At 73.3% G+C, this 19796-nt stretch carries 18 protein-coding genes; 8 read left to right on the top strand and 10 right to left on the bottom strand.

The window, feature by feature from the left end; translation table 11 throughout:
• Positions 1-113 precede the first annotated feature (113 nt).
• Both A2U95_RS11940 and A2U95_RS11935 read right to left on the bottom strand, forming a co-directional pair.
• Positions 114-794: a response regulator gene (locus A2U95_RS11940; RefSeq protein WP_166022110.1), complete on the bottom strand. Its 681-nt coding sequence runs from the start codon at positions 792-794 to the stop codon at positions 114-116.
• Positions 795-848: 54 nt separating this feature from the next.
• Positions 849-2048, bottom strand: coding sequence for a sensor histidine kinase (locus A2U95_RS11935; RefSeq protein WP_166022109.1), 1200 nt, complete (start codon positions 2046-2048; stop codon positions 849-851).
• A gap of 136 nt (positions 2049-2184) precedes the next feature.
• Between A2U95_RS11935 and A2U95_RS11930 the strand changes: the two genes are divergently transcribed.
• Positions 2185-3276: an SAM-dependent methyltransferase gene (locus tag A2U95_RS11930; RefSeq protein ID WP_166022108.1), complete on the top strand. Its 1092-nt coding sequence runs from the start codon at positions 2185-2187 to the stop codon at positions 3274-3276.
• 58 nt (positions 3277-3334) lie between these two features.
• On the opposite strand, the gene A2U95_RS11925 is transcribed toward A2U95_RS11930, so the two are convergent.
• Complete coding sequence (locus tag A2U95_RS11925; RefSeq protein ID WP_166022107.1) at positions 3335-4486, bottom strand: NADH-quinone oxidoreductase subunit D; 1152 nt, start codon at positions 4484-4486, stop codon at positions 3335-3337.
• Between the two features lie 120 nt (positions 4487-4606).
• A complete protein-coding gene (locus A2U95_RS32015; protein WP_206282865.1) occupies positions 4607-6007 on the bottom strand; it encodes a hypothetical protein in 1401 nt (466 codons plus the stop codon).
• Between the two features lie 268 nt (positions 6008-6275).
• On the opposite strand from A2U95_RS32015, the gene folP reads away from it, so the two are divergent.
• The 5 genes from folP to A2U95_RS11895 all read left to right on the top strand — a co-directional run bounded on the left by folP (position 6276) and on the right by A2U95_RS11895 (position 9275).
• Entirely contained in the window at positions 6276-7136 is an 861-nt protein-coding gene (gene folP / locus A2U95_RS11915; protein WP_166022106.1) for a dihydropteroate synthase, read from the top strand.
• 5 nt (positions 7137-7141) lie between these two features.
• Entirely contained in the window at positions 7142-7654 is a 513-nt protein-coding gene (locus A2U95_RS11910) for a nuclear transport factor 2 family protein (RefSeq protein ID WP_166022105.1), read from the top strand.
• Between the two features lie 174 nt (positions 7655-7828).
• Positions 7829-8188 (top strand): dihydroneopterin aldolase, encoded by a 360-nt coding sequence (gene folB, locus A2U95_RS11905; RefSeq protein ID WP_166022104.1) that lies wholly within the window; start codon positions 7829-7831, stop codon positions 8186-8188.
• On the top strand, positions 8185-8796 hold the full coding sequence (gene folK / locus A2U95_RS11900; protein ID WP_166022103.1) for a 2-amino-4-hydroxy-6-hydroxymethyldihydropteridine diphosphokinase: 612 nt from the start codon (positions 8185-8187) through the stop codon (positions 8794-8796). The genes folB and folK overlap by 4 nt, the downstream gene beginning before the upstream one ends.
• A 14-nt stretch (positions 8797-8810) precedes the next feature.
• Entirely contained in the window at positions 8811-9275 is a 465-nt protein-coding gene (locus tag A2U95_RS11895) for a DUF3180 domain-containing protein (RefSeq protein ID WP_166022102.1), read from the top strand.
• A 159-nt stretch (positions 9276-9434) separates the two neighbouring features.
• On the opposite strand, the gene folE is transcribed toward A2U95_RS11895, so the two are convergent.
• The 6 genes from folE to dacB form a co-directional block, all read right to left on the bottom strand.
• On the bottom strand, positions 9435-10040 hold the full coding sequence (gene folE, locus A2U95_RS11890; RefSeq protein WP_166022101.1) for a GTP cyclohydrolase I FolE: 606 nt from the start codon (positions 10038-10040) through the stop codon (positions 9435-9437).
• Positions 10041-10159: 119 nt separating this feature from the next.
• Positions 10160-12208, bottom strand: a complete 2049-nt coding sequence (gene ftsH, locus A2U95_RS11885; RefSeq protein ID WP_166022100.1) for an ATP-dependent zinc metalloprotease FtsH — start codon at positions 12206-12208, stop codon at positions 10160-10162.
• A gap of 230 nt (positions 12209-12438) precedes the next feature.
• Positions 12439-12999, bottom strand: coding sequence for a hypoxanthine phosphoribosyltransferase (hpt, locus tag A2U95_RS11880; protein WP_166022099.1), 561 nt, complete (start codon positions 12997-12999; stop codon positions 12439-12441).
• A 110-nt stretch (positions 13000-13109) separates the two neighbouring features.
• On the bottom strand, positions 13110-14195 hold the full coding sequence (tilS, locus tag A2U95_RS11875) for a tRNA lysidine(34) synthetase TilS (RefSeq protein WP_166022098.1): 1086 nt from the start codon (positions 14193-14195) through the stop codon (positions 13110-13112).
• Positions 14196-14403: 208 nt separating this feature from the next.
• Positions 14404-15528: a zinc-dependent metalloprotease gene (locus A2U95_RS11870; RefSeq protein ID WP_206282864.1), complete on the bottom strand. Its 1125-nt coding sequence runs from the start codon at positions 15526-15528 to the stop codon at positions 14404-14406.
• A 98-nt stretch (positions 15529-15626) separates the two neighbouring features.
• Positions 15627-17168, bottom strand: a complete 1542-nt coding sequence (gene dacB, locus A2U95_RS11865; RefSeq protein WP_240957290.1) for a D-alanyl-D-alanine carboxypeptidase/D-alanyl-D-alanine endopeptidase — start codon at positions 17166-17168, stop codon at positions 15627-15629.
• A gap of 144 nt (positions 17169-17312) precedes the next feature.
• On the opposite strand from dacB, the gene A2U95_RS11860 reads away from it, so the two are divergent.
• Positions 17313-17804, top strand: coding sequence for an inorganic diphosphatase (locus tag A2U95_RS11860; RefSeq protein WP_166025094.1), 492 nt, complete (start codon positions 17313-17315; stop codon positions 17802-17804).
• A gap of 129 nt (positions 17805-17933) precedes the next feature.
• Entirely contained in the window at positions 17934-19601 is a 1668-nt protein-coding gene (locus A2U95_RS11855; protein ID WP_166022096.1) for a threonine/serine exporter family protein, read from the top strand.
• Positions 19602-19796: the final 195 nt, after the last annotated feature.

Here is a 19796-nt window from a genome sequence, read left to right as displayed (position 1 = left end):
GGCAGAATCTAGTGGCCGCGGGCCGCGCGCGGGCCCGGTCGGGACGATCGGCGGACCTCCGGCCCGGGAAGCACGCCTGGGCCGGGCCTCCGGCCGCGGGCAGGGCCGTCGCCTCAGCCGAGCCCTCCGGCCCGCACCAGGCCCGTCTCGTAGGCGAGGACCACGACCTGGACCCGGTCGCGCAGGCCCAGTTTGGTGAGGATGCGGCCCACATGGGTCTTCACCGTGGCCTCGGAAAGGACCAGCCGGGCGGCGATCTCCCCGTTCGACAGCCCCTGGGCGACCAGCACCATCACCTCCCGCTCGCGCGTGGTGAGCCGGGCCAGTTCCTCCTCACGGGCGCGCGAGCGCTCGTCGGGGGCGCCCGGCAGCATGGGCGCGAACCGGTCCAGCAGACGGCGCGTGGTGGACGGCGCGACCACGGCGTCCCCGCTGTGCACGGCGCGGATGGCGGCCAGCAGGTCGCCCGGCGGGACGTCCTTCAGCATGAACCCGCTGGCCCCCGCCCGCAGCGCGGAGAACGCGTACTCGTCCAGGTCGAAGGTGGTCAGGATCAGCACCTTGGGCGCCCCCGGCTCCTCACAGACCCGGCGGGTGGCCTCGACGCCGTCCATGCGCGGCATCCGCACGTCCATCAGCACCACGTCCGCCCGCGCGCCGGCCAGCAGCCGCAGCGCCTCCTCGCCGTCGCCGGCCTCGGCGACCACCTCCATGTCGGGCTGGGCGTCCAGCACCATGCGGAAACCGGTGCGCAGCAGCGCCTGGTCGTCGACGAGCATCACGCGGATCGGCATCGGTTTCTCGCGTTCCGTGAGGGGATGGGCGGCAGGAAGGTCGTGGACGGTGCGTCAGAGGGCGGACCTGAGGGGAAGCAGGGCGCTGATGCGGAAGCCTCCGCCGGGCCGCGGACCGGCGTCGAGGGTGCCGCCGACCATGCCGACGCGCTCCCTCATGCCGATCAGACCCTGGCCCTGTCCGTCCGCGCCGCCCGCGGCGCACAGTTCCGGCGGTGCCCCCCGGCCGTCGTCCTCGACCAGCAGGCCCAGCCCGTCGTCGAAGTAGACCAGCCGGACCCCGGCCCCCGCCTCGGGCCCCGCGTGCTTGCGGACGTTGGTCAGTGCCTCCTGCACGATGCGGTAGGCGGTGAGCTCCACCCCGCTGGGCAGCGGTCGGGGGCTTCCCTCGACCTTGAAGTCGACGGTCAGGCCCGCGCCCCGGCACTGCTCGACCAGGTCCTCTATCTGCGCCACGTCGGGCTGCGGCACGTACTCGCCGTTCACCGGCTGCTCGCCGGTGCGCAGCACGCCCAGCAGGCGGCGCATCTCCGCGAGCGCCTGGCGGCCGGTGGCCGAGATGGTCTCCAGGGCCTTCTTCGACTGCTCGGGCGCGGTGTCCAGGACGTAGGCGGCGCCGTCTGCCTGGACCACCATCACCGACACGTTGTGGGCCACCACGTCGTGCAGTTCCCGGGCTATCCGGGCGCGCTCCGCGGCCACCGCGATCTTGGCCTGGGTCTCGCGTTCCCGCTCCAGCCGGGCGGCCCGCTCCTCCAGTTGCGCGAAGTAGGCGCTGCGGGTGCGGCGGGCGTCGCCGAGCACCCAGGCGAAGACCAGCGGCACGGTCTGGAAGACCAGGATCACCACGTTGCCCACCAGGGAGGAGTTCTCCTCCGGCCAGCGCAGCTGCGCCAGGGGAGCCGCCAGCAGGGCCACCGCCAGGGCGGCGCGCGAGGCCTTGACGCTGCCGGCCACGGCGACCGAGTAGATCGTCATCAGCAGCGCGAAGTCGGCCGGGAGGATCGGCACGTCGGCCAGCAGCTGGAGGACGCCTGCCGCGGTGGCCAGCAGCAGCATCCGTTCCGGCATCCGGGACCGCAGCGTCGTCGCCACGCCGAGCGCGAGGACCACCGGCACGATCGCCACCCGGTCCCAGTGGGCGGCCTGGGGACCGTGGGTCCCCGTCACCACCGACAGGAGGACGAGCAGAACCGCCCAGAAGCCGTCCACCCAGGTCTGGTGGGAGTGGATGAAGTCGTAGAGGCGCTGCACCTGTACAGGGTAGGGATGTCGGACGGCTCCGGAAGTCAGCCGGGCGGCCGAGACCCGCAGGCCGGCCGTACGCCCCCAGGGGGACCCGGTCCGCCCGAGGGCCCTAGCCTTGCCGCGTGGCGAGAGCGGGACGGCGATGACTGCGGACGGCGACCGGGTGCACGAGGGCCCGGCAGAGGGCGACCAGGCGCACGAGGACCCGGCCCACGGCGGCCCGGCCCACGGCGGCCCGGCCGACGGCGGCGGCCGGACGGACGGCGCACGCGGGTGGCGGGAGGCGGCGCGGGAGGCGCTGTACGGCCCCCGCGGCTTCTACCGTCTGCCGGAGGGCCCGGCAGGCCACTTCCGCACCTCGGTGCACGCCTCCCCGCTCTTCGCGATCGCCGTCGCCCGGCTGCTGTGCCGGGTCGACGAGGCCCTGGGCCGGCCGGACGGGGCGGCCTTCGTCGACATGGCGGCCGGACGCGGCGAGCTGGCCGCCGGGGTCCTGGCCGCGCTGCCGCCGGAGGTGGCCGGACGGATCCGGATCTGCGCCGTGGAGGTGGCGGACCGCCCCGCCGGGCTGCCGGAACGGATCGAGTGGCTGGACGCGCCCCCGCGCGGGGTGCGCGGGCTGCTGTTCGCCAACGAGTGGCTGGACAACGTGCCGGTGGACGTGGTGGAGACCGACGGGGCCGGTGTCCCGCGCCGGGTCCTGGTCCGTCCGGACGGGACCGAGCTGCCGGGCGCGGCGGTGGACGGTGAGGACGCCGCCTGGCTGGAGCGATGGTGGCCCCTGCCGCCCGAGGAGGGACTGCGCGCCGAGATCGGCCTGCCGCGCGACCGGGCCTGGGCCGGGGCGGTGGCCTCCCTGGAGGCGGGCCTGGCGGTGGCCGTCGACTACGCGCACACCGCCGGCGCCCGGCCTCCCTTCGGCACGCTCACCGGGTTCCGCGCGGGCCGCGAGGTGCCGCCCGTCCCGGACGGCAGCCGTGACCTGACCGCCCATGTGGCGCTGGACTCCTGCGTCCTGCCCGGCGGCCGCCTGCTCACCCAGCGGGAGGCGCTGCGCGCGCTCGGCGTCACGGGCGCGCGCCCACCGCTGGCCCTGGCCTCCTCGGACCCCGCGGGCTACGTCCGCGCCCTCGCCTCGGCCGGCGAGGCGTCCGAACTCACCGCGCCCGGCGGACTCGGCGACTTCACCTGGCTGCTCCAGCCGGTGGGCGTTCCCGACCCGCTCGCGTCCTGACGGCGCGGCGGGCCGGTCATCCGGGCGCGGCGGGCCGGGCACCGCCCGGGCCCGCCGGTCACTTGTCGATGTCCCCGACCACGAAGAAGAGCGAGCCGAGGATGGCGACCATGTCGGCGACCAGCGTGCCCGGCAGCAGCTCGGTGAGCACCTGGATGTTGTTGTAGGACGCCGATCGCAGCTTCAGCCGGTACGGCGTCTTCTCCCCGCGCGAGACCAGGTAGTAGCCGTTGAGGCCGAGCGGGTTCTCGGTCCACGCGTAGGTGTGTCCCTCCGGCGCCTTCAGCACCTTGGGCAGCCGCTGGTTGACCGGCCCCGGCGGCAGCTCGGCCAGCCGGTCCAGGCACGCATCCGCCAGGGCGAGCGAGTTGTGCGTCTGCTCCAGCAGGCACTCGAACCGCGCCAGGCAGTCGCCCTCCTCCCGGGTGACCACCTTCAGCACGTCGCCGAGCTCGCCGTACGCCAGGTAGGGCTCGTCGCGGCGCAGGTCGAAGTCGACGCCGGAGGCCCGGGCGATCGGCCCGCTCACCCCGTAGGCGTGCACCGCCTCCGCGCTCAGCACGCCGACCCCGCGGGTCCGGCCGCGGAAGATCTCGTTGCCGAGGACCAGGTCGTCGAAGACGTCCATCCGGGACCGGGCGGCGGCCACCACGGCACGGACCCGGTCCGTCCAGCCCAGCGGCAGGTCCTCCTTGAGACCGCCGACCCGGTTGAACATGTAGTGGATCCGCCCGCCGGACACCTCCTCCATGACGTGCTGGAGGTCCTCGCGCTCGCGGAAGGCGTAGAACATCGGCGTGATGCCGCCGAGTTCCAGCGGATAGGAGCCGAGGAACATCAGGTGGTTGAGCACCCGGTTGAGCTCGGCGAGCAGGGTGCGGATCCACACCGCCCGGTCGGGGACCTCCATGCCGAGCATCCGCTCGACCGCGATCACCACGCCCAGCTCGTTGGAGAACGCCGAGAGCCAGTCGTGACGATTGGCCAGCATGATGATCTGCCGGTAGTCACGAGCCTCGAAAAGCTTCTCCGCGCCGCGGTGCATGTAGCCGATCACCGGCTCGGCGCTGGTGATGCGTTCGCCGTCCAGCACCAGGCGCAGGCGCAGCACGCCGTGCGTGGAGGGGTGCTGGGGGCCGATGTTGAGCACCATGTCGGTGGTCTCGGCGGCGGCGCCGATGCCGACCGTGGTCTGCGTCGTGGACGTCATGGCTTCAGTCTGGCCTACCGCGGACGCCGGGCGTGGGGGCAGGGCGGACACGGCCGGCAGGGACCCGGCGGTCGGCGGGGCGGTGACCGGCCGGCCAGGACGCGGCGTGCGGGTCGTCCCCTACGCGTCGACGTCGATCACCCGGCCGATGTCGGTCCGTGGCGACGTCCTGATCAGCGGCTGCGTCGGGGTGGCGGCGGTCCGCCCCTCGGTCCCGGTCCGGGTCTGCTCCCCGGTCCCGGTCCGCTCCCCGGTCCCGGTCCGCTCCTCGGCCCCGGCTCGCTCCTCCGGCCCGCTCCGCTCCTCCGGCCCGCTCCGCTCCTCCGCCCGGGGCTGCGGGGCCGCCTGGTGCCGGGGCCACTGCTCCGCCTGCTGCTGCCGGGCCTGCCACTGGGCCTGCCACTGGATCGGCTGACGCACGACGTCGGACGACGGCGCCTCCGGCGAGGCCGTCCGCGGCGGGTGGCCGGCGCCCCGGTCGGCCCGCTGGGTGCCGAAGAAGTCGAAGCCGCCCTCGGTCCCCGGCCGGCGCGGCGCCTCGGCCGCCGGCACCACGGCGACGGCGGTGGGCACCGTGAAGTGCCCGCCGGCCGGGCGGGCCGGCGTGAGCGCGGCCGGGCCGGAGGCGGCGGAGCCGTCCGCATCGTCCTCCGCACCACGTCCGTCCCGCTCCCCGGGCACCGGACGGTTCGACGGTGCCTCTTCCGCGTCCGCCGGGGCGTCGCCGTCGTCCACCACGTCCGCGGCCGGCACGGTGCCCTCGGACTCCCGCACCTCGTCCGGGCCGAGTTCCCGGGTCGTCTCCGGGCCGTGGACGTCCACGGGCCGGTCGAGCTCCTCGGGCACCTCGAGCCGCGGCGCACCGTCCGGCTCCGCGGTCCCGCCGAGGTCCACGCCGTCGGCGAACCCGTCGTCGGCGGAACCGGTGTCGACGGACCCGTCGTCGGACCCGGTGTCGACGGGCCCCGCCTCCGCGTCGGCGGGGGCCGGGCGCGTCTCCAGCGCGTCCAGGACCTCGCCGGCCCGGCGGAACAGCTCCCCGCCCTGCGGCGAGAACGGCCGGGGAGGCTCCGGAGCAGGGGCCGGGCCGAGCGCCGGGGTCTCCCGCACCGGGGGCAGCGCCGGAACCGGGTCCTTGGACTCGATCTCCAGCAGGCGCCGTCCTTCCAGGGCGCTCGCCCGTTCCGTCTCCGCCGTGGCATAACGCCGCAGGAGGGAGGCGTGCTCGTTGCGCAGCGCCGCCAGTTCGGCCCGCTTGGACCGCAGCCGCTGCTCCAGCTTGGTCCGGAGCTCCCGGCTCTCCTCCAGGTCGGCCTCCAGCTCGGCCACGCGCTCCTCGTGCTGCCACTCGGCGCCGGCCTTCGCCCGCTTCAGCTCCGCGACGCTCAGACCGGCCGCCGCGTCCCAGCGGCGCAGCGTCACCGCGGCGGCCACACCGACCACGGCGGCGAGGGCGGTCACCAGCCGCAGCAGCAACGGTTCGTCCAGGAACCACACGACCAGCGCACAGACCACGGACACAGCCGCGAAGACCGACGGCGGCAGGAGCCTGTGCAGAGGCGGGGAATGACGATGACGTCCTCGTGGCATGGCCAGAAATTTACCGCGCGTAGGCGATCGTAGACGCCCGGGAAGGCAAAAATCGGCGCCCGCTTTCCGTCCCGACATTCCCGTTTCTTGATCAGATCGACGGAGAGCCCTCCCCGCATCCCGTTTTGCACCACTTCACAGGCCGCTCGGCGGGCCGACGGGGTCGGCGTGCTCCTGCCCGGACGCCTAGGCTGGTCGCATGAGCAAGCAGTGCGTACGCGGCCACGTGGCGGGCCTTCCGGCGTGGGACCGCTGCGCGGTCATGGGCGTCGTCAACGTAACTCCGGACTCCTTCTCCGACGGCGGCCGGTGGTTCGACACCACCACTGCGGTCAAGCGGGGCCTGGACCTCGCCTCGGAGGGCGCCGACCTGGTCGACGTGGGCGGCGAGTCCACCCGCCCCGGCGCCACCCGGGTGGACGAGGCGGAGGAGCTGCGCCGGGTGATCCCCGTGGTCCGCGGGCTGGCCGCCGAAGGGGTCGTCGTCTCGGTCGACACCATGCGCGCCTCGGTCGCGGAGAGGGCGCTCGCCGCGGGCGCGGTCATGGTCAACGACGTCAGCGCCGGCCTCGCCGACCCGGCGATGATCCCGGTGGTCGCGTCCGCCGGCGCGCCGTTCGTGGTGATGCACTGGCGCGGCCTGCTGGAGGGCGCCAACATCCCCGGCCGTTACACCGACGTGGTCCGCGAGGTGGTCGACGAGATCCGGGCCAGGGTGGACGCCGCCGTCGCGGGCGGTGTCGATCCCGGGCGGATCGTCGTCGATCCCGGTCTCGGCTTCTCCAAGGGCGCCGAGGACGACCTCGCCCTCCTCGCCCACCTGGACCGGCTGTTCGGGCTCGGACGACCGGTGCTGGTGGCCGCCTCCCGCAAGCGCTTCCTGGGCCACGTCCTCGCCGGCCCGGACGGCACCCCGCCGCCCGCCCGGGAGCGGGACGCCGCCACCGCCGCCGTCTCGATGCTCGCCGCCCAGCGGGGAGCGTGGGCCGTCCGGGTCCACGAGGTGCGCGCCTCGGCCGACGCGGTACGGGTCGCCGCCGCCGTCGCAGGGGCCAGGTGATCGCGGTGAGCACCGCGCACACGGACGTCGAGCAGGTCGAACTCGCCAACACCGCCTTCTACGAGGCGATCGAGCAGGGTGACTTCGACGAGCTCTCCGCCCTCTGGCTCTCCCCCGCCGACCTCGGCGTCGACGAGACGTACCACGACCCGGCGGAGACCGGGGTGATCTCCTGCGTCCACCCCGGCTGGCCCGCCCTCAACGGGCGCGGGGAGGTCCTGCGGTCCTACGCGTTGATCATGGCGAACACGGACTACATCCAGTTCTTCCTGACCGACCTGCACGTCTCGGTCACCGGCGACACCGCCGTGGTCACCTGTACCGAGAACATCCTCAGCGGCGGCCCGCCGCCCGAGGAGGGCGACGACCCGGGCCCGCTGCTCGGGCAGCTCGTGGTGGCGACCAACGTGTTCCGCCGCACCCCCTCCGGCTGGAAGGTGTGGTCCCACCACGCCTCCCCGGTCCTCACCGAGTCCGACGAGGACGAGGGGCCGGAGGAACCCGACATTCCCGCGTGACTCCCCCGCCCGTGATTGGGGCCGGGGCGCACGGGGTAGTGGCCGTCTTCGGCCGGTCGCACTCCCCCGACGAGGAGGAACGCCGACGTCCACGGGTAGATTCTGTGCAGTGGGCGCCCTCGCGCACCCGGCGCGGAACCGGCCCCTCACCGACGACTGCAGGAGTGATTCGTAGTGGATCGTGTCGCGCTGCGCGGCCTCAAGGGCCACGGCCACCACGGTGTGTTCCCCGAGGAGCGCGAGACGGGCCAGACCTTCGTCGTGGACGTCGTCCTGGGACTCGACACCCGTCCCGCCGCGGCCGGCGACGACCTGACGAAGACCGTCCACTACGGCATCCTCGCCGAGGAGGTCGTGGGCGTCGTCGAGGGCGAACCGGTCGACCTGATCGAGACGCTCGCCGAACGCATCGCCGCGGTCTGCCTCAAGAACGAGATCGTCGCGGAGGTCGAGGTCTGCGTCCACAAGCCGGGCGCGCCCATCACCGTTCCGTTCGACGACGTGACCGTCACCATCAACCGGAGCCGTGCATGACCCCCTCGCGTTTCCCCGGGTCCCCCGACCCCACGGTCCAGCCGGTGCCGGCGTCCGTCGTCGAGGCGGTGGACGCCGCGGACTCCACGCTCTCCAACCCCCGGCAGGCCGTGCTGTCCATCGGCTCGAACCTCGGCAACCGCATGGAGAACCTCCAGGGCGCGGTGGACGCCCTGGAGGACACCCCGGGCATCCGGATCAAGGCCGTGTCGCCCGTCTACGAGACGGCGCCCTGGGGCGTCGAGCCGGGCTCCCAGCCGAACTACATGAACGCGGTCGTGATCCTGAGGACGACCCTGCCGCCCTCCTCCCTGCTGGACCGGGCCCAGGCCGTCGAGGAGGCGTTCCACCGCACGCGCGACGAGCGGTGGGCGGCCCGGACGCTGGACGTGGACATCGTGGCCTACGAGGGCCGGGTCTCCGACGACCCGGTGCTCACCCTGCCGCACCCGCGCGCCCACGAGCGCGCCTTCGTGCTGGCGCCGTGGCTGGACGTGGACGAGTCCGCCGAGATCACCGGCCGGGGACGGGTCGCCGACCTGCTGGCCTCGGTCACCCGCGAGGGCGTGGTGCGCCGCGAGGACCTGGAACTCCGGCTGCCCGAATAACGTTGAGAGGCACCGTGAGAGAGCTGCGGATCAGGACCCTGGCCCTGGCGTTCGTCGCCGTCGGACTGCTCGCCTGGGCGGGAGCCCGGCTGTGGCAGGCGTTCGGGTCGCTGCCGGGCGTCCCGGCCGCGGCCCCGTTCGTCCTGGCGCTGATCGCCGTCGGACTGCTGGCCGGGGCGCTGTCCCTGCGGGCACGGCTCAAGGCCCAGCGGGAGCGGCGGCCGGGGGCCAAGGGCGTCGACCCGCTGCTGGCCACCCGTGCGGTGGTGCTCGCCCAGGCCGCGGCCCTGGTGGCGGCGCCGGTCGCCGGCTTCTACGCGGGGGTGGGGGTCTTCCTCCTGGAGTACCTGGAGTTCCCGGCCCGCCGGAGTCAGGCCCTCACGGCGGGGTTCGCGGCGCTCGCGGGCGTCGTGGTGGTCGCCGCGGGCCTCTACCTGCAGCGCGTGTGCCGGCTCCCGGAGGACGAGGACGAGGCGTGACACCACGCGGCGCGGGCTTCCGGCCCGCGCCGCGTGGTGAGGTCGTCCGCCTGCGCGGGATCCCCGGCACGTGAGAACCCCCGACCTGATGGTCGGGGGTTCTCACGTGCCGGGGATCCAGCCGGCGGGCCGGCCGGTCGGCCGGTCGGCCGGGGTCGGTCAGCGGGCCATGATGAGGCTCATCGCCTCCGCCCGCGTCGCGGCATCGCGCAGCTGCCCGCGAACCGCGGAGGTTATCGTCTTCGCGCCCGGCTTCCGGATCCCCCGCATGGACATGCACATGTGCTCGCACTCCACGACCACGATCACTCCGCGCGGCTCCAGGATCTCCATCAGGGAGTCCGCGATCTGCGTCGTCATCCGCTCCTGCACCTGGGGACGCCGCGCGTAGACGTCGACCAGCCGCGCCAGCTTGGACAGCCCGGTGATCTTGCCGGTGGTGGACGGGATGTACCCCACGTGCGCCACTCCGCGGAACGGCACCAGGTGGTGCTCGCAGGTCGAGTAGACCTCGATGTCCCTGACCAGCACCATCTCGTCGTGGCCCAGGTCGAACGTCGTGGTCAGCACGTCCTCCGGCTGCTGCCGGAGACCGGCGAAGATCTCCTTGTACGCCCGCGCGACCCGTGCCGGGGTCTCCCTCAGGCCCTCGCGGTCGGGGTCCTCGCCGACCGCGATGAGCAGTTCCCGGACGGCGTTCTCGGCCCGCTTCTCGTCGAAGGAGCCGATGACGCTCCCGCCGTCCAGCGTCACGGGGTCGGTCATGTGAAGTGCCTCGTTCCTCAGCCTGACTGTGCAGATGGCGCACTGTGCGAAGGGCGCGCCCCCCAAGGCTAGAACCTTGGGGGGCGCGCCCTTCATTCCGGGTGGTCCGGCGACGTGACTCAGCTCTCGGGCCGGTCCTGTCCACCCTCGGGACGCGGCTCGGGAGCCGGCTCGGCGGTCGTGGCGCCACCCGTGAGGGTCTTGCCGGTGGAACCGACGCCGTTGCCTCCGTTGGTGAGCGCGAGCTCCCGCGGGGAAAGCACCGGAGGCCGGGTGGACGGCGTGCGACGGGAGGAGCCCGTCCAGGCCGGCCGCGGCGGACGCTTGACGATGGGGGCGAAGATCTCGGCGATCTCCTCCTTGTTCAGCGTCTCCTTCTCCAGCAGCGCCAGCACGAGGTTGTCGAGGACGTCGCGGTTCTCGACCAGGATCTCCCAGGCCTCGTTGTGCGCGTTCTCGATGAGCTTCTTGACCTCTTCGTCGACGAGCGCGGCGATCTCCTCGGAGTAGTCGCGCTGGTGCGCCATCTCCCGGCCGAGGAACGGCTCGGTGTTGTCGCCGCCGAACTTGATCGCGCCGAGGCGCTCGGTCATGCCGTACTGGGTGACCATCGCGCGGGCCAGACCCGTGGCCTTCTCGATGTCGTTGGCCGCGCCCGTGGTCGGGTCGTGGAAGACCAGTTCCTCGGCGGCCCGGCCGCCCAGCATGTAGGCGAGCTGGTCGAGCATCTCGTTGCGGGTGGTCGAGTACTTGTCCTCGTCGGGCAGGACCATGGTGTAACCCAGGGCCCGGCCGCGGCTCAGGATGGTGATCTTGTGGACCGGGTCGGAGTTGGGCGAGGCCGCCGCGACCAGGGCGTGGCCGCCCTCGTGGTACGCGGTGATCTTCTTCTCCTTGTCCGACATGATCCGGCTCCGCTTCTGCGGACCCGCGACCACGCGGTCGATCGCCTCGTCCAGCATGTGGTTGTCGATCAGCTTCTTGTCGCTGCGGGCCGTCAGCAGGGCGGCCTCGTTCAGGACGTTCGCCAGATCGGCACCGGTCATGCCGGGCGTGCGGCGGGCGACGGCGGTCAGGTCCACGTCGGGCGCGACCGGCTTGCCCTTCTGGTGGACCTTCAGGATCTCCAGACGGCCCTGGAGGTCGGGGCGGTCCACGGCGATCTGGCGGTCGAAGCGGCCCGGACGCAGCAGCGCCGGGTCGAGGATGTCCGGCCGGTTGGTGGCGGCGATCAGGATGACGCCACCCTTCACGTCGAAGCCGTCCATCTCGACGAGCAGCTGGTTCAGCGTCTGCTCGCGCTCGTCGTGACCACCGCCGAGGCCGGCGCCACGGTGGCGGCCGACCGCGTCGATCTCGTCGACGAAGACGATGGCCGGGGCGTTCGCCTTGGCCTGCTCGAACAGGTCACGGACCCGGGAGGCGCCGACGCCGACGAACATCTCGACGAAGTCGGAACCGGAGATCGAGTAGAACGGCACGCCCGCCTCACCCGCGACGGCACGGGCCAGCAGGGTCTTGCCGGTACCGGGCGGGCCGTAGAGCAGCACACCCTTGGGGATCTTGGCGCCGACGGCCTGGAACTTCGCGGGATCCTGGAGGAACTCCTTGATCTCGTGGAGCTCCTCCACCGCCTCTTCCGAGCCGGCCACGTCGGCGAAGGTGGTCTTGGGGGTGTCCTTGGTGATCAGCTTGGCCTTGGACTTCCCGAAGTTCATCACCCGGGAGCCGCCGCCCTGCATCTGGTTCATCAGGAACAGGAAGACCAGGACCAGGAGAAGGAACGGCAGCAGCGACAGCAGGAAACCGAGGACCGGGTTGGTCTTCGACTCCGACACCGTGTAGCCGTCGGGGATCTTCTTGTCCTCGAACTTCTGCTGCAGCACGTCGGCCAGGTCGTCACCCTGGCTGCCGATGTAGTTGGCCTGGATCTTGGAGGCCTTCTCGACCTCCTGCCCCTTCTTGAGCTCGACCTTGATGGTCCGCTCGTCACCGGTGGTCAGCTGCGCCGACTGCACCCTGTCGTCGTTGATCGCCTGAACGACCTTGCCGGTGTCCACCGTCTCGTAGCCGCCGGACCTGCCGACGACCGTCATCAACACGACCACGGCGAGGACGGCCAGCACGATCCACATGACCGGCCCACGGAAGTATCGCTTCACGTCCATCCATACGGAGCGATGCCGCCCCGTCCCTCCTGCCATCGTGAGATTTGATAAAGGCTGTTCTTCGGACGGTACCCCAGCATCGTCCACCGAAGCGGCATGGGACGTCCGACGGTCCTTCTACGGATACTCCAACGGCTCGCGGGCGCCCGTGGTTCCCGGCCGCCGCGGCCGTGCCCGGCCGGTTGCTCCGGGTGGCCGCCGCGGCTCCGGCGGGCGCCGCCCGCAGCGGGTCAGCCGCCGTAGACGTGGGGTGCGAGCGTGCCGACGAACGGCAGGTTGCGGTACTTCTCCGCGTAGTCCAGGCCGTAGCCGACGACGAACTCGTTGGGGATGTCGAAGCCGACCCACTCGACGTCGATGGCCACCTTGGCGGCCTCCGGCTTGCGCAGCAGCGTGCACACCTTCAGGGAGGCGGGCTCACGGCCGCCCAGGTTGGAGATCAGCCAGGAGAGGGTGAGGCCGGAGTCGATGATGTCCTCGACGATCAGGACGTGGCGGCCCTTGATGTCCGTGTCGAGGTCCTTGAGGATCCGCACGACGCCCGAGGACTTGGTGCCGGCGCCGTAGGAGGACACCGCCATCCAGTCCATGGTGACGGGGGTGGACAACGCCCGGGCGAGGTCCGCCATGACCATCACGGCGCCCTTGAGGACACCGACGATCAGCAGGTCCTTGCCCGCGTACTCCTCGTCGATCTTCGCGGCCAGCTCGGCCAGCTTGGCGTCGATCTCTTCCTTGGTGATGAGCACCTGCTGGAGATCGGCGCCCATGTCTTTCGCGTCCACCCGCATCACTTTCGGTCGTCCCGCTGGAATGGCCGCGCGAGCCGCGCGGTGCGGCTCGCGCACAGGCCGAACGGCCCCGGTCCGCTTCCCGAGGGAGGCCGGGCGGGGTCCGGTGGTCAGCCTTGCCGGATCACCAGTCTGCCACCCTGCCGTCGGGCGACGACGCGACCGGGCAGGTTGATGGCTCCCTGGCCCCTCCAACCGGTGATCAGCCGGTCGATCTCCTCGATGTGACGGGCGAAGAGGGAGCCAGCCGGGGCGCCCGCGTCGATGGCCGCCCGGCGCAGGACGCGGCGGCGCACGGCCGGCGGCAGGGTTTCCAGCTTGGCGCATTCCAGGAAGCCGCGGTCGTCCCGGACGGCGGACTCGGCCTGGCCGGCCCAGGCGTCCAGCGCGTCGGCGTCGTCCCGGGAGAGCTGGGCCGTCCGGGCGAGCGCCTCGACGACACCCTTGCCCAGCGCCTTCTCCAGGGCGGGCAGGCCCTCGTGGCGCAGCCGGGAACGGGTGTAGGAGGGGTCGGTGTTGTGCGGGTCGTCCCAGACGGGGAGGGACTGGGCCATGCAGGCCGTGCGGGCCGTCTGCCGGTCCAGGGCGAGGAAGGGGCGCCGGTAGCGGCCGCCGGTCCCGGAGATCGCGGCCATGCCGGACAGCGAGCGGATGCCGGAGCCGCGGGCGAGGCCGAGCAGCACCGTCTCGGCCTGGTCGTCACGGGTGTGGCCGAGGAGGACGGCGGCGGCCCCGAGCCGGTCGGCGGCCTCGTCCAGGGCGGCGTACCTGGCGTCCCGGGCGGCGGCCTCGGGACCGCCCTCACGGCCGACGGTGACGGCGAGCGACTCGCAGGGGTCGAGGCCGAGCTCGCCCAGTCGCTGCACCACCTCGGCGGCGCGGGCGTCCGAACCGGACTGCAGGCCGTGGTCGACGGTCAGGCCGCCCGCCCGGAGACCGAGCTTGGGCGCCTCGAAGGCGAGGGCGGAGGCGAGCGCCATGGAGTCGGCGCCGCCCGAGCAGGCGACCAGCACCAGGGGGCCGGGGTCCGCGGGGGCTGCGGGCGCCGCCACCGCGACCTGGGCGCGGACGGCGTCGCGCGCGCCGGCGGAGGCGGCACGGGCAGGGGCGAGCGTCGAGCCGTGCTCGGCGAGGATGTCGTTGAGGACGCGGCGGACCGCCAGGCGTATCGCCGCGACCGCTGGATGGGGACCCATTGTCCGGTTCCCTTCATGAAGTTGTTCGGGGAAGCCGACCCGCAGGACGGTCACACAGAGTGCGTTGATGGTGACAGAAACAGGTCGGTATCCGAGCATCGCACGCCCGCCTGGGGAACACGGTCCCTCGGAAGGGTGATTGATCGGGCGTTGCCCTGCCGCCAACCGGATGCCCGCGTTCCGTATTCGGTCACGGGCCGTGCTTCCGTCAGTCCCCGCCGCCGGCGCCGTGGACCCGGGCCACCCAGTCCGACGGCGCGTGGATCTCCGCCGGGGTCGGCAGGGTGTTGGGCGAGGTCCAGGCACGGTTGAACCCGTCCATGCCCACCTGCTCGACCACCGCCCGCACGAACCGCTCGCCGTCCCGGTACTGGCGCAGCTTGGCGTCCAGGCCGAGCAGCTTCCGGAGCACCAGGTCCATCCGCGACGCCCCCTTGGCGCGGCGCTGCTGGAACTTCTCCCGGATCTCCGCCACCGAGCCGACCACCTCGGGCCCGACACCGTCCATCACGTAGTCGGCGTGCCCCTCCAGGAGCGACATCACGGCCGTGATCCGGCCGAGGACCTCCCGCTGTGCGGGCGTCTGGACCAGGTCGACCAGCGACCTCTCCTCGGCCGCGTCCCGGTCGTCGTCGCGGCCGCCCACCAGGGACTGCGCGGCGTCGCGGATCCGCTCGAGCATCTGCCCCGGATCGACGTCGGTCTCGGCGAGGAAGGTCTGGATCTCCCCCCGCAGGTGGTCCCGCAGCCAGGGCACGGCGGAGAACTGGGTGCGGTGGGTCTCCTCGTGCAGGCAGACCCAGAGCCTGAAGTCCGACGGGTCGACCTCCAGTTCACGCTCCACCTGGACGATGTTGGGCGCGACCAGCAGGAGCCGGCCGCCGTCCGCCCCGCCGGGCAGCTCACCGTCGGCGGGCGCGAAGGTCTCGTACTGGCCAAGCACCCGGGAGGCCAGGAAGGAGAGCAGCACGCCCAGTTCCACGCCGGTGACCTTGCCGCCCAGCGCGCCCATCACGGCGTTGCCGGGCCTGCCTGCCCGGCGCTCCTGCATCTTGCCGAGCAGGGGACGGAGGATCTCCCGGAAGCCCGCCACGTTGGCCTTGGCCCAGCCGGGCCGGTCGACGACGAGCACGGGGGTGTCGTGCACCACGTCCCCGCCCATCCGGGTGAAGGCCCGGACGTGCTCCTCCGAGGCCTTCGCGTGCCGTCGCAACTCGGCCACCACGGCCCGCGCCTCGTCGCGGCCGACCTCCGGGCCCGGCCGCGCAAGCCGGGCGGCGGTCGCCACCGCGAGATCCCAGTCGACCATCTCCGCACCACGGAAGCTCGTCATGCCGTCAACGGTACGGGAGGGCACGCCCGGACGTACGGTCCCGGCGGCCGGTTCCGGACCGTCCCAGCCGCCGTCCCCGCCGCCGTCCCGCGGCGCCGTCAGCCGCGGCAGCCGCAGGCGGCCACGGTGGCGGCCAGGCGGTCGAGGGCGTCCTCGGCCGGGTACTTCGCCGGGGTGCCCTCGGCCAGGAAGGCGAAGGCGAGCAGCCGTCCCTGGGCGTCGACCGCCGTTCCGGCCAGGGTGTTCACGCCGGTCAGGGTGCCGGTCTTGGCCCGCACCGTCCCGGCCGCCCGCCCGTCCGCCGCCCGGGCGCTCAGCGTTCCGCTGAACCCGGCGACCGGCATGCCGGTGAGCACGGGGCGCAGCTCCGGGCGGCGGGGGTCGGCGGCCGCCGTCAGCAGCCGGGTGAGCGCGCGGGCGCTGAGCCGGTCACCGCGCCCCAGACCGCTGCCGTCGGCGAACCGGACGCCCTCCAGGGGCACTCCGAGCCGCTTCAGCTCGGCGCGGATCGCGGTCCCGCCGCCGGCGAAGCTCGCCTCCCGCCCGTCCGCCGCGGCGGTCTGACGGGCCAGCGCCTCCGCGATGTCGTTGTCGCTGTTGGTCATCATCCGCTCGACCTGCGCGGCCAGCGGGGCGGAACGCACCTGGGCCACCGGGTCCGCCTTCTTCGCGGCCCTCCCCGGGGCGGGCGCGCCGACCCGGATCCCCTTCTTCTCCAGCAGGCCGGCGAAGACGCCCGCGGCGTGCGCCGCCGGGTCGGCCACGCGCGGGGCGGGGCCGTGGTCCGAGTCGTCGGCACGGCCTTCGTCGACCATGAGCGCGGTGACCGGAGAGATGTTCCGGTTGATCCCGATCGGGTGAACCTCGGGACCCTTGAAGAGGGAGGTGTCGTACCGGAGGGCCACTTCCTCCACGCCCTGCCGCTTCAGCGCGGCGGCGGTCAGGGAGGCCAGCTCGCGCATGCTCGCCCACCGGCCCGGCTTCTCACGGGCCGTCAGCGTGGGGTCACCCCCGCCGACCAGGACCAGTTCCTCGACCGCCTTGTCCCCGGCCCCGGCCTTGCCCCTGCCCTCGTCCTCGCCGTCGGGCTGGAGCACGGTCCGCGTGGTGAACCGGTGGTCGGGGCCCATGGCGGAGAGCGCGGCCACTCCGGTCGCGATCTTCGTGGTGGAGGCCGGGAGAAGCGCGGTGCCCGCGCCCCGCTCGAAGAGGGTCCGCCCGGTGGCCACGTCCACCACCGCGACGGACCGCCGGGAGCCCAGAGCCGGATCGTCCAGCAAGGGGCCGAGGACGCGCTCCAGACCGGCCCTGGTCGGCGCGCCGGCCGCCGAGCCCGCACGGTCCGCCCCGGTGCCGTCCGACGCCGTGCCCAGACCGGCGAGCACCGCCACGGCGGCGGGCGCCGTACCGGGCTCGCGCCCGGTGTCGCTTCCGGTGCCGGCCGGGCCGCTGTTCCCGGCGCCGGCGGAACCCGGCGGGAGGTGTTCACCCCCCAGTGCCACCGCGTGGGCCCGCTCGGCCGTACGCTGACCGCTGGAGTCCCAGGGACCGGCGGCCGTCACCACCCCGGCGGCCAGCAGGACCCCGGAGACGGCGGCACAGACCGTGTACCGCCCGACCGGGTCGGACCAGCGCGCCACCGTTCGGGCACCCCGCGCGAACGACGGCCGCACGCGCCGCTGTTCCCCCGGCTCCGGCACAACGACCACCCCTTTCGCCAGCACCCACCTGCGTAGGGGACACTTAACCACCAGAACTATGTGCTGATCATGGAGGAGCCACCGGTGGAGTTCGACGTCACGATCGAGATTCCGAAGGGTTCGCGCAACAAGTACGAGGTGGACCACGAGACCGGTCGTATTCGCCTGGACCGGCGACTCTTCACCTCGACGATGTACCCGGCCGACTACGGCTTCGTCGAGAACACCCTCGGCGAGGACGGCGACCCGCTGGACGCCCTCGTCATCCTGGAGGAGCCGACCTTCCCCGGCTGTCTGATCCGCTGCCGCGCGATCGGCATGTTCCGGATGACCGACGAGGCCGGCGGCGACGACAAGCTGCTGTGCGTCCCCGCGTCCGACCCGCGCGTGGAGCACCTGCGCGACATCCAGAACGTGTCGGAGTTCGACCGCCTGGAGATCCAGCACTTCTTCGAGGTCTACAAGGACCTCGAGCCCGGCAAGTCCGTCGAGGGCGCCGACTGGGTCGGCCGCGCCGAGGCCGAGGCCGAGATCGAGCGCTCCTACACGCGCTTCAAGGAGCAGGGCGGTCACTGACCGCCGTCACGCCTGACGTCAGGCGGACCACGGGCCGCGTCAACCCCCAGGGGTGGCGCGGCCCTGCCGCGTTCGGGGCCGCCTACCCTGGGTACGCGGCACACCGATCATGAAATGCCGGGAGCAAGGGTGACCGAGGCGGAGGACCGCAAACCCCACAGCGACGAGGCGAGGAGCGCTTTCGCACCTCCGCCAGGGGTCGTCGCGGCTCCGCCGCCGGTGGACAACGAGTCGTCGACGACCTCGGAGTTCGCGATCCCGGAGGGTCTCGTTCCGCCGGAGCCCCCGCCGTCGGAGCGGACCGAGGGGTCCGCGTTCCGGCGGCCGTCCTCCACCACCGGCCAGCACCCGCTGCCGCCCGCCGCCTTCACCCCGGCGGCCGGCATCCCCGCCGTGCGGCTGACCCGGGACGTGCCCTGGCAGGACCGGATGCGCACCATGCTGCGGATGCCGGTCTCGGACCGTCCCGCGCCGGAGGTCGTGCACCGGGAGGAGGACGAGACCCGTTCCGCGGTGCCGCGCGTCCTCGACCTGGCGCTGCGCATCGGCGAGCTGCTGCTGGCGGGCGGCGAGGGCTCGGAGGACGTCGAGGGCGCCATGTTCGCGGTCTGCCGGGCCTACGGGCTGGACCGCGTGGAGCCCAACGTCACCTTCACCATGGTCTCCATCTCCTACCAGCCCTCGCTGGTCGAGCCCCCGGTCACCGCTTCCCGCACGGTGCGCCGCCGCGGCACCGACTACACCCGGCTGGCCGCCGTCTTCGCGCTCGTCGACGACCTGAGCGACGCGGACGAGGACAGCCCCGTCTCGCTGGAGGAGGCCTACCACCGGCTCGGCGAGATCCGGCGCAACCGGCACCCGTACCCGACCTGGGTGCTCACCGTCTCCGCCGGCCTGCTGGCCGGCGCGGCGTCCGTACTGGTCGGCGGCGGCCCGCTGGTGTTCCTGGCGGCGGCGGTCGGCGCGATGCTCGGCGACCGGCTGGCCTGGCTCTGCGCGGCACGCGGGCTGCCGGAGTTCTACCAGTTCGTGGTCGCCGCGATGCCGCCGGCCGCGATAGGAGTGGCGCTCACCATCGCCCACGCGGACGTGCGGGCCTCCGCGGTGATCACCGGCGGCCTCTTCGCCCTGCTGCCGGGGCGGGCCCTGGTGGCGGGCGTCCAGGACGGCCTGACCGGCTTCTACATCACCGCCTCCGCCCGTCTGCTGGAGGTCATGTACTTCTTCGTCGGCATCGTCACCGGAGTGCTGATCATCCTGTACTTCGGGGTGCAGCTCGGCGCGCAGCTCAGCCCGGACGCGTCGCTGGCGGTCACCGAACGCCCGGTGGTGCAGATCTTCGCCTCCATGCTGCTGTCGCTGACCTTCGCGGTGCTGCTGCAGCAGGAGCGGTCGACGGTGCTGCTGGTGACGCTGAACGGCGGCATCGCCTGGGTGGTGTACGGCGCGCTGCACTACGCGGGCGGACTCTCACCGGTCGCCTCGACGGCGGTGGCGGCGGGGCTGGTGGGCCTCTTCGGGCAGTTGCTCTCCCGGTACCGGTTCGCCTCCGCGCTGCCGTACACGACGGCGGCGATCGGTCCGCTGCTGCCCGGTTCGTCGACGTACTTCGGTCTGCTGGGGTTCGCGCAGAACAACATCGACCGGGGCGCGGCCTCGCTGAGCCAGGCGGCGGCGCTGGCCATCGCGATCGCCATCGGGGTGAACCTGGGATCGGAGGTCTCCCGGCTCTTCCTCCGCCTGCCGGGCGAGGCCGCGGAACGCCGCAAGGCGGCGAAGCGGACGCGGGGCTTCTGACCTTCCGGCCCCCGCCGCGCCCGCGGCCCCGCTCGTACGCACCGCCCCGTGCCCTCCGGTGGCTCACCCCGTGAAGGCCTGTACGCGCGCCGGCCGGTGCCCGGCCGTGCCGCCCGCCGCCCGGCCGTGCCGCCCGCCGCCCGGCCTCCTGCGGGCAGCCGGGACGGGGCAGCCGAGGCAGGGCGGGGCGACGGG

Source organism: Streptomyces chilikensis, assembly GCF_001642695.1.
Classification (GTDB): domain Bacteria; phylum Actinomycetota; class Actinomycetes; order Streptomycetales; family Streptomycetaceae; genus Streptomyces; species Streptomyces chilikensis.
Note: the sequence above shows the minus strand (reverse complement) of the source record. Positions and strands in the feature narration are given on the sequence as shown.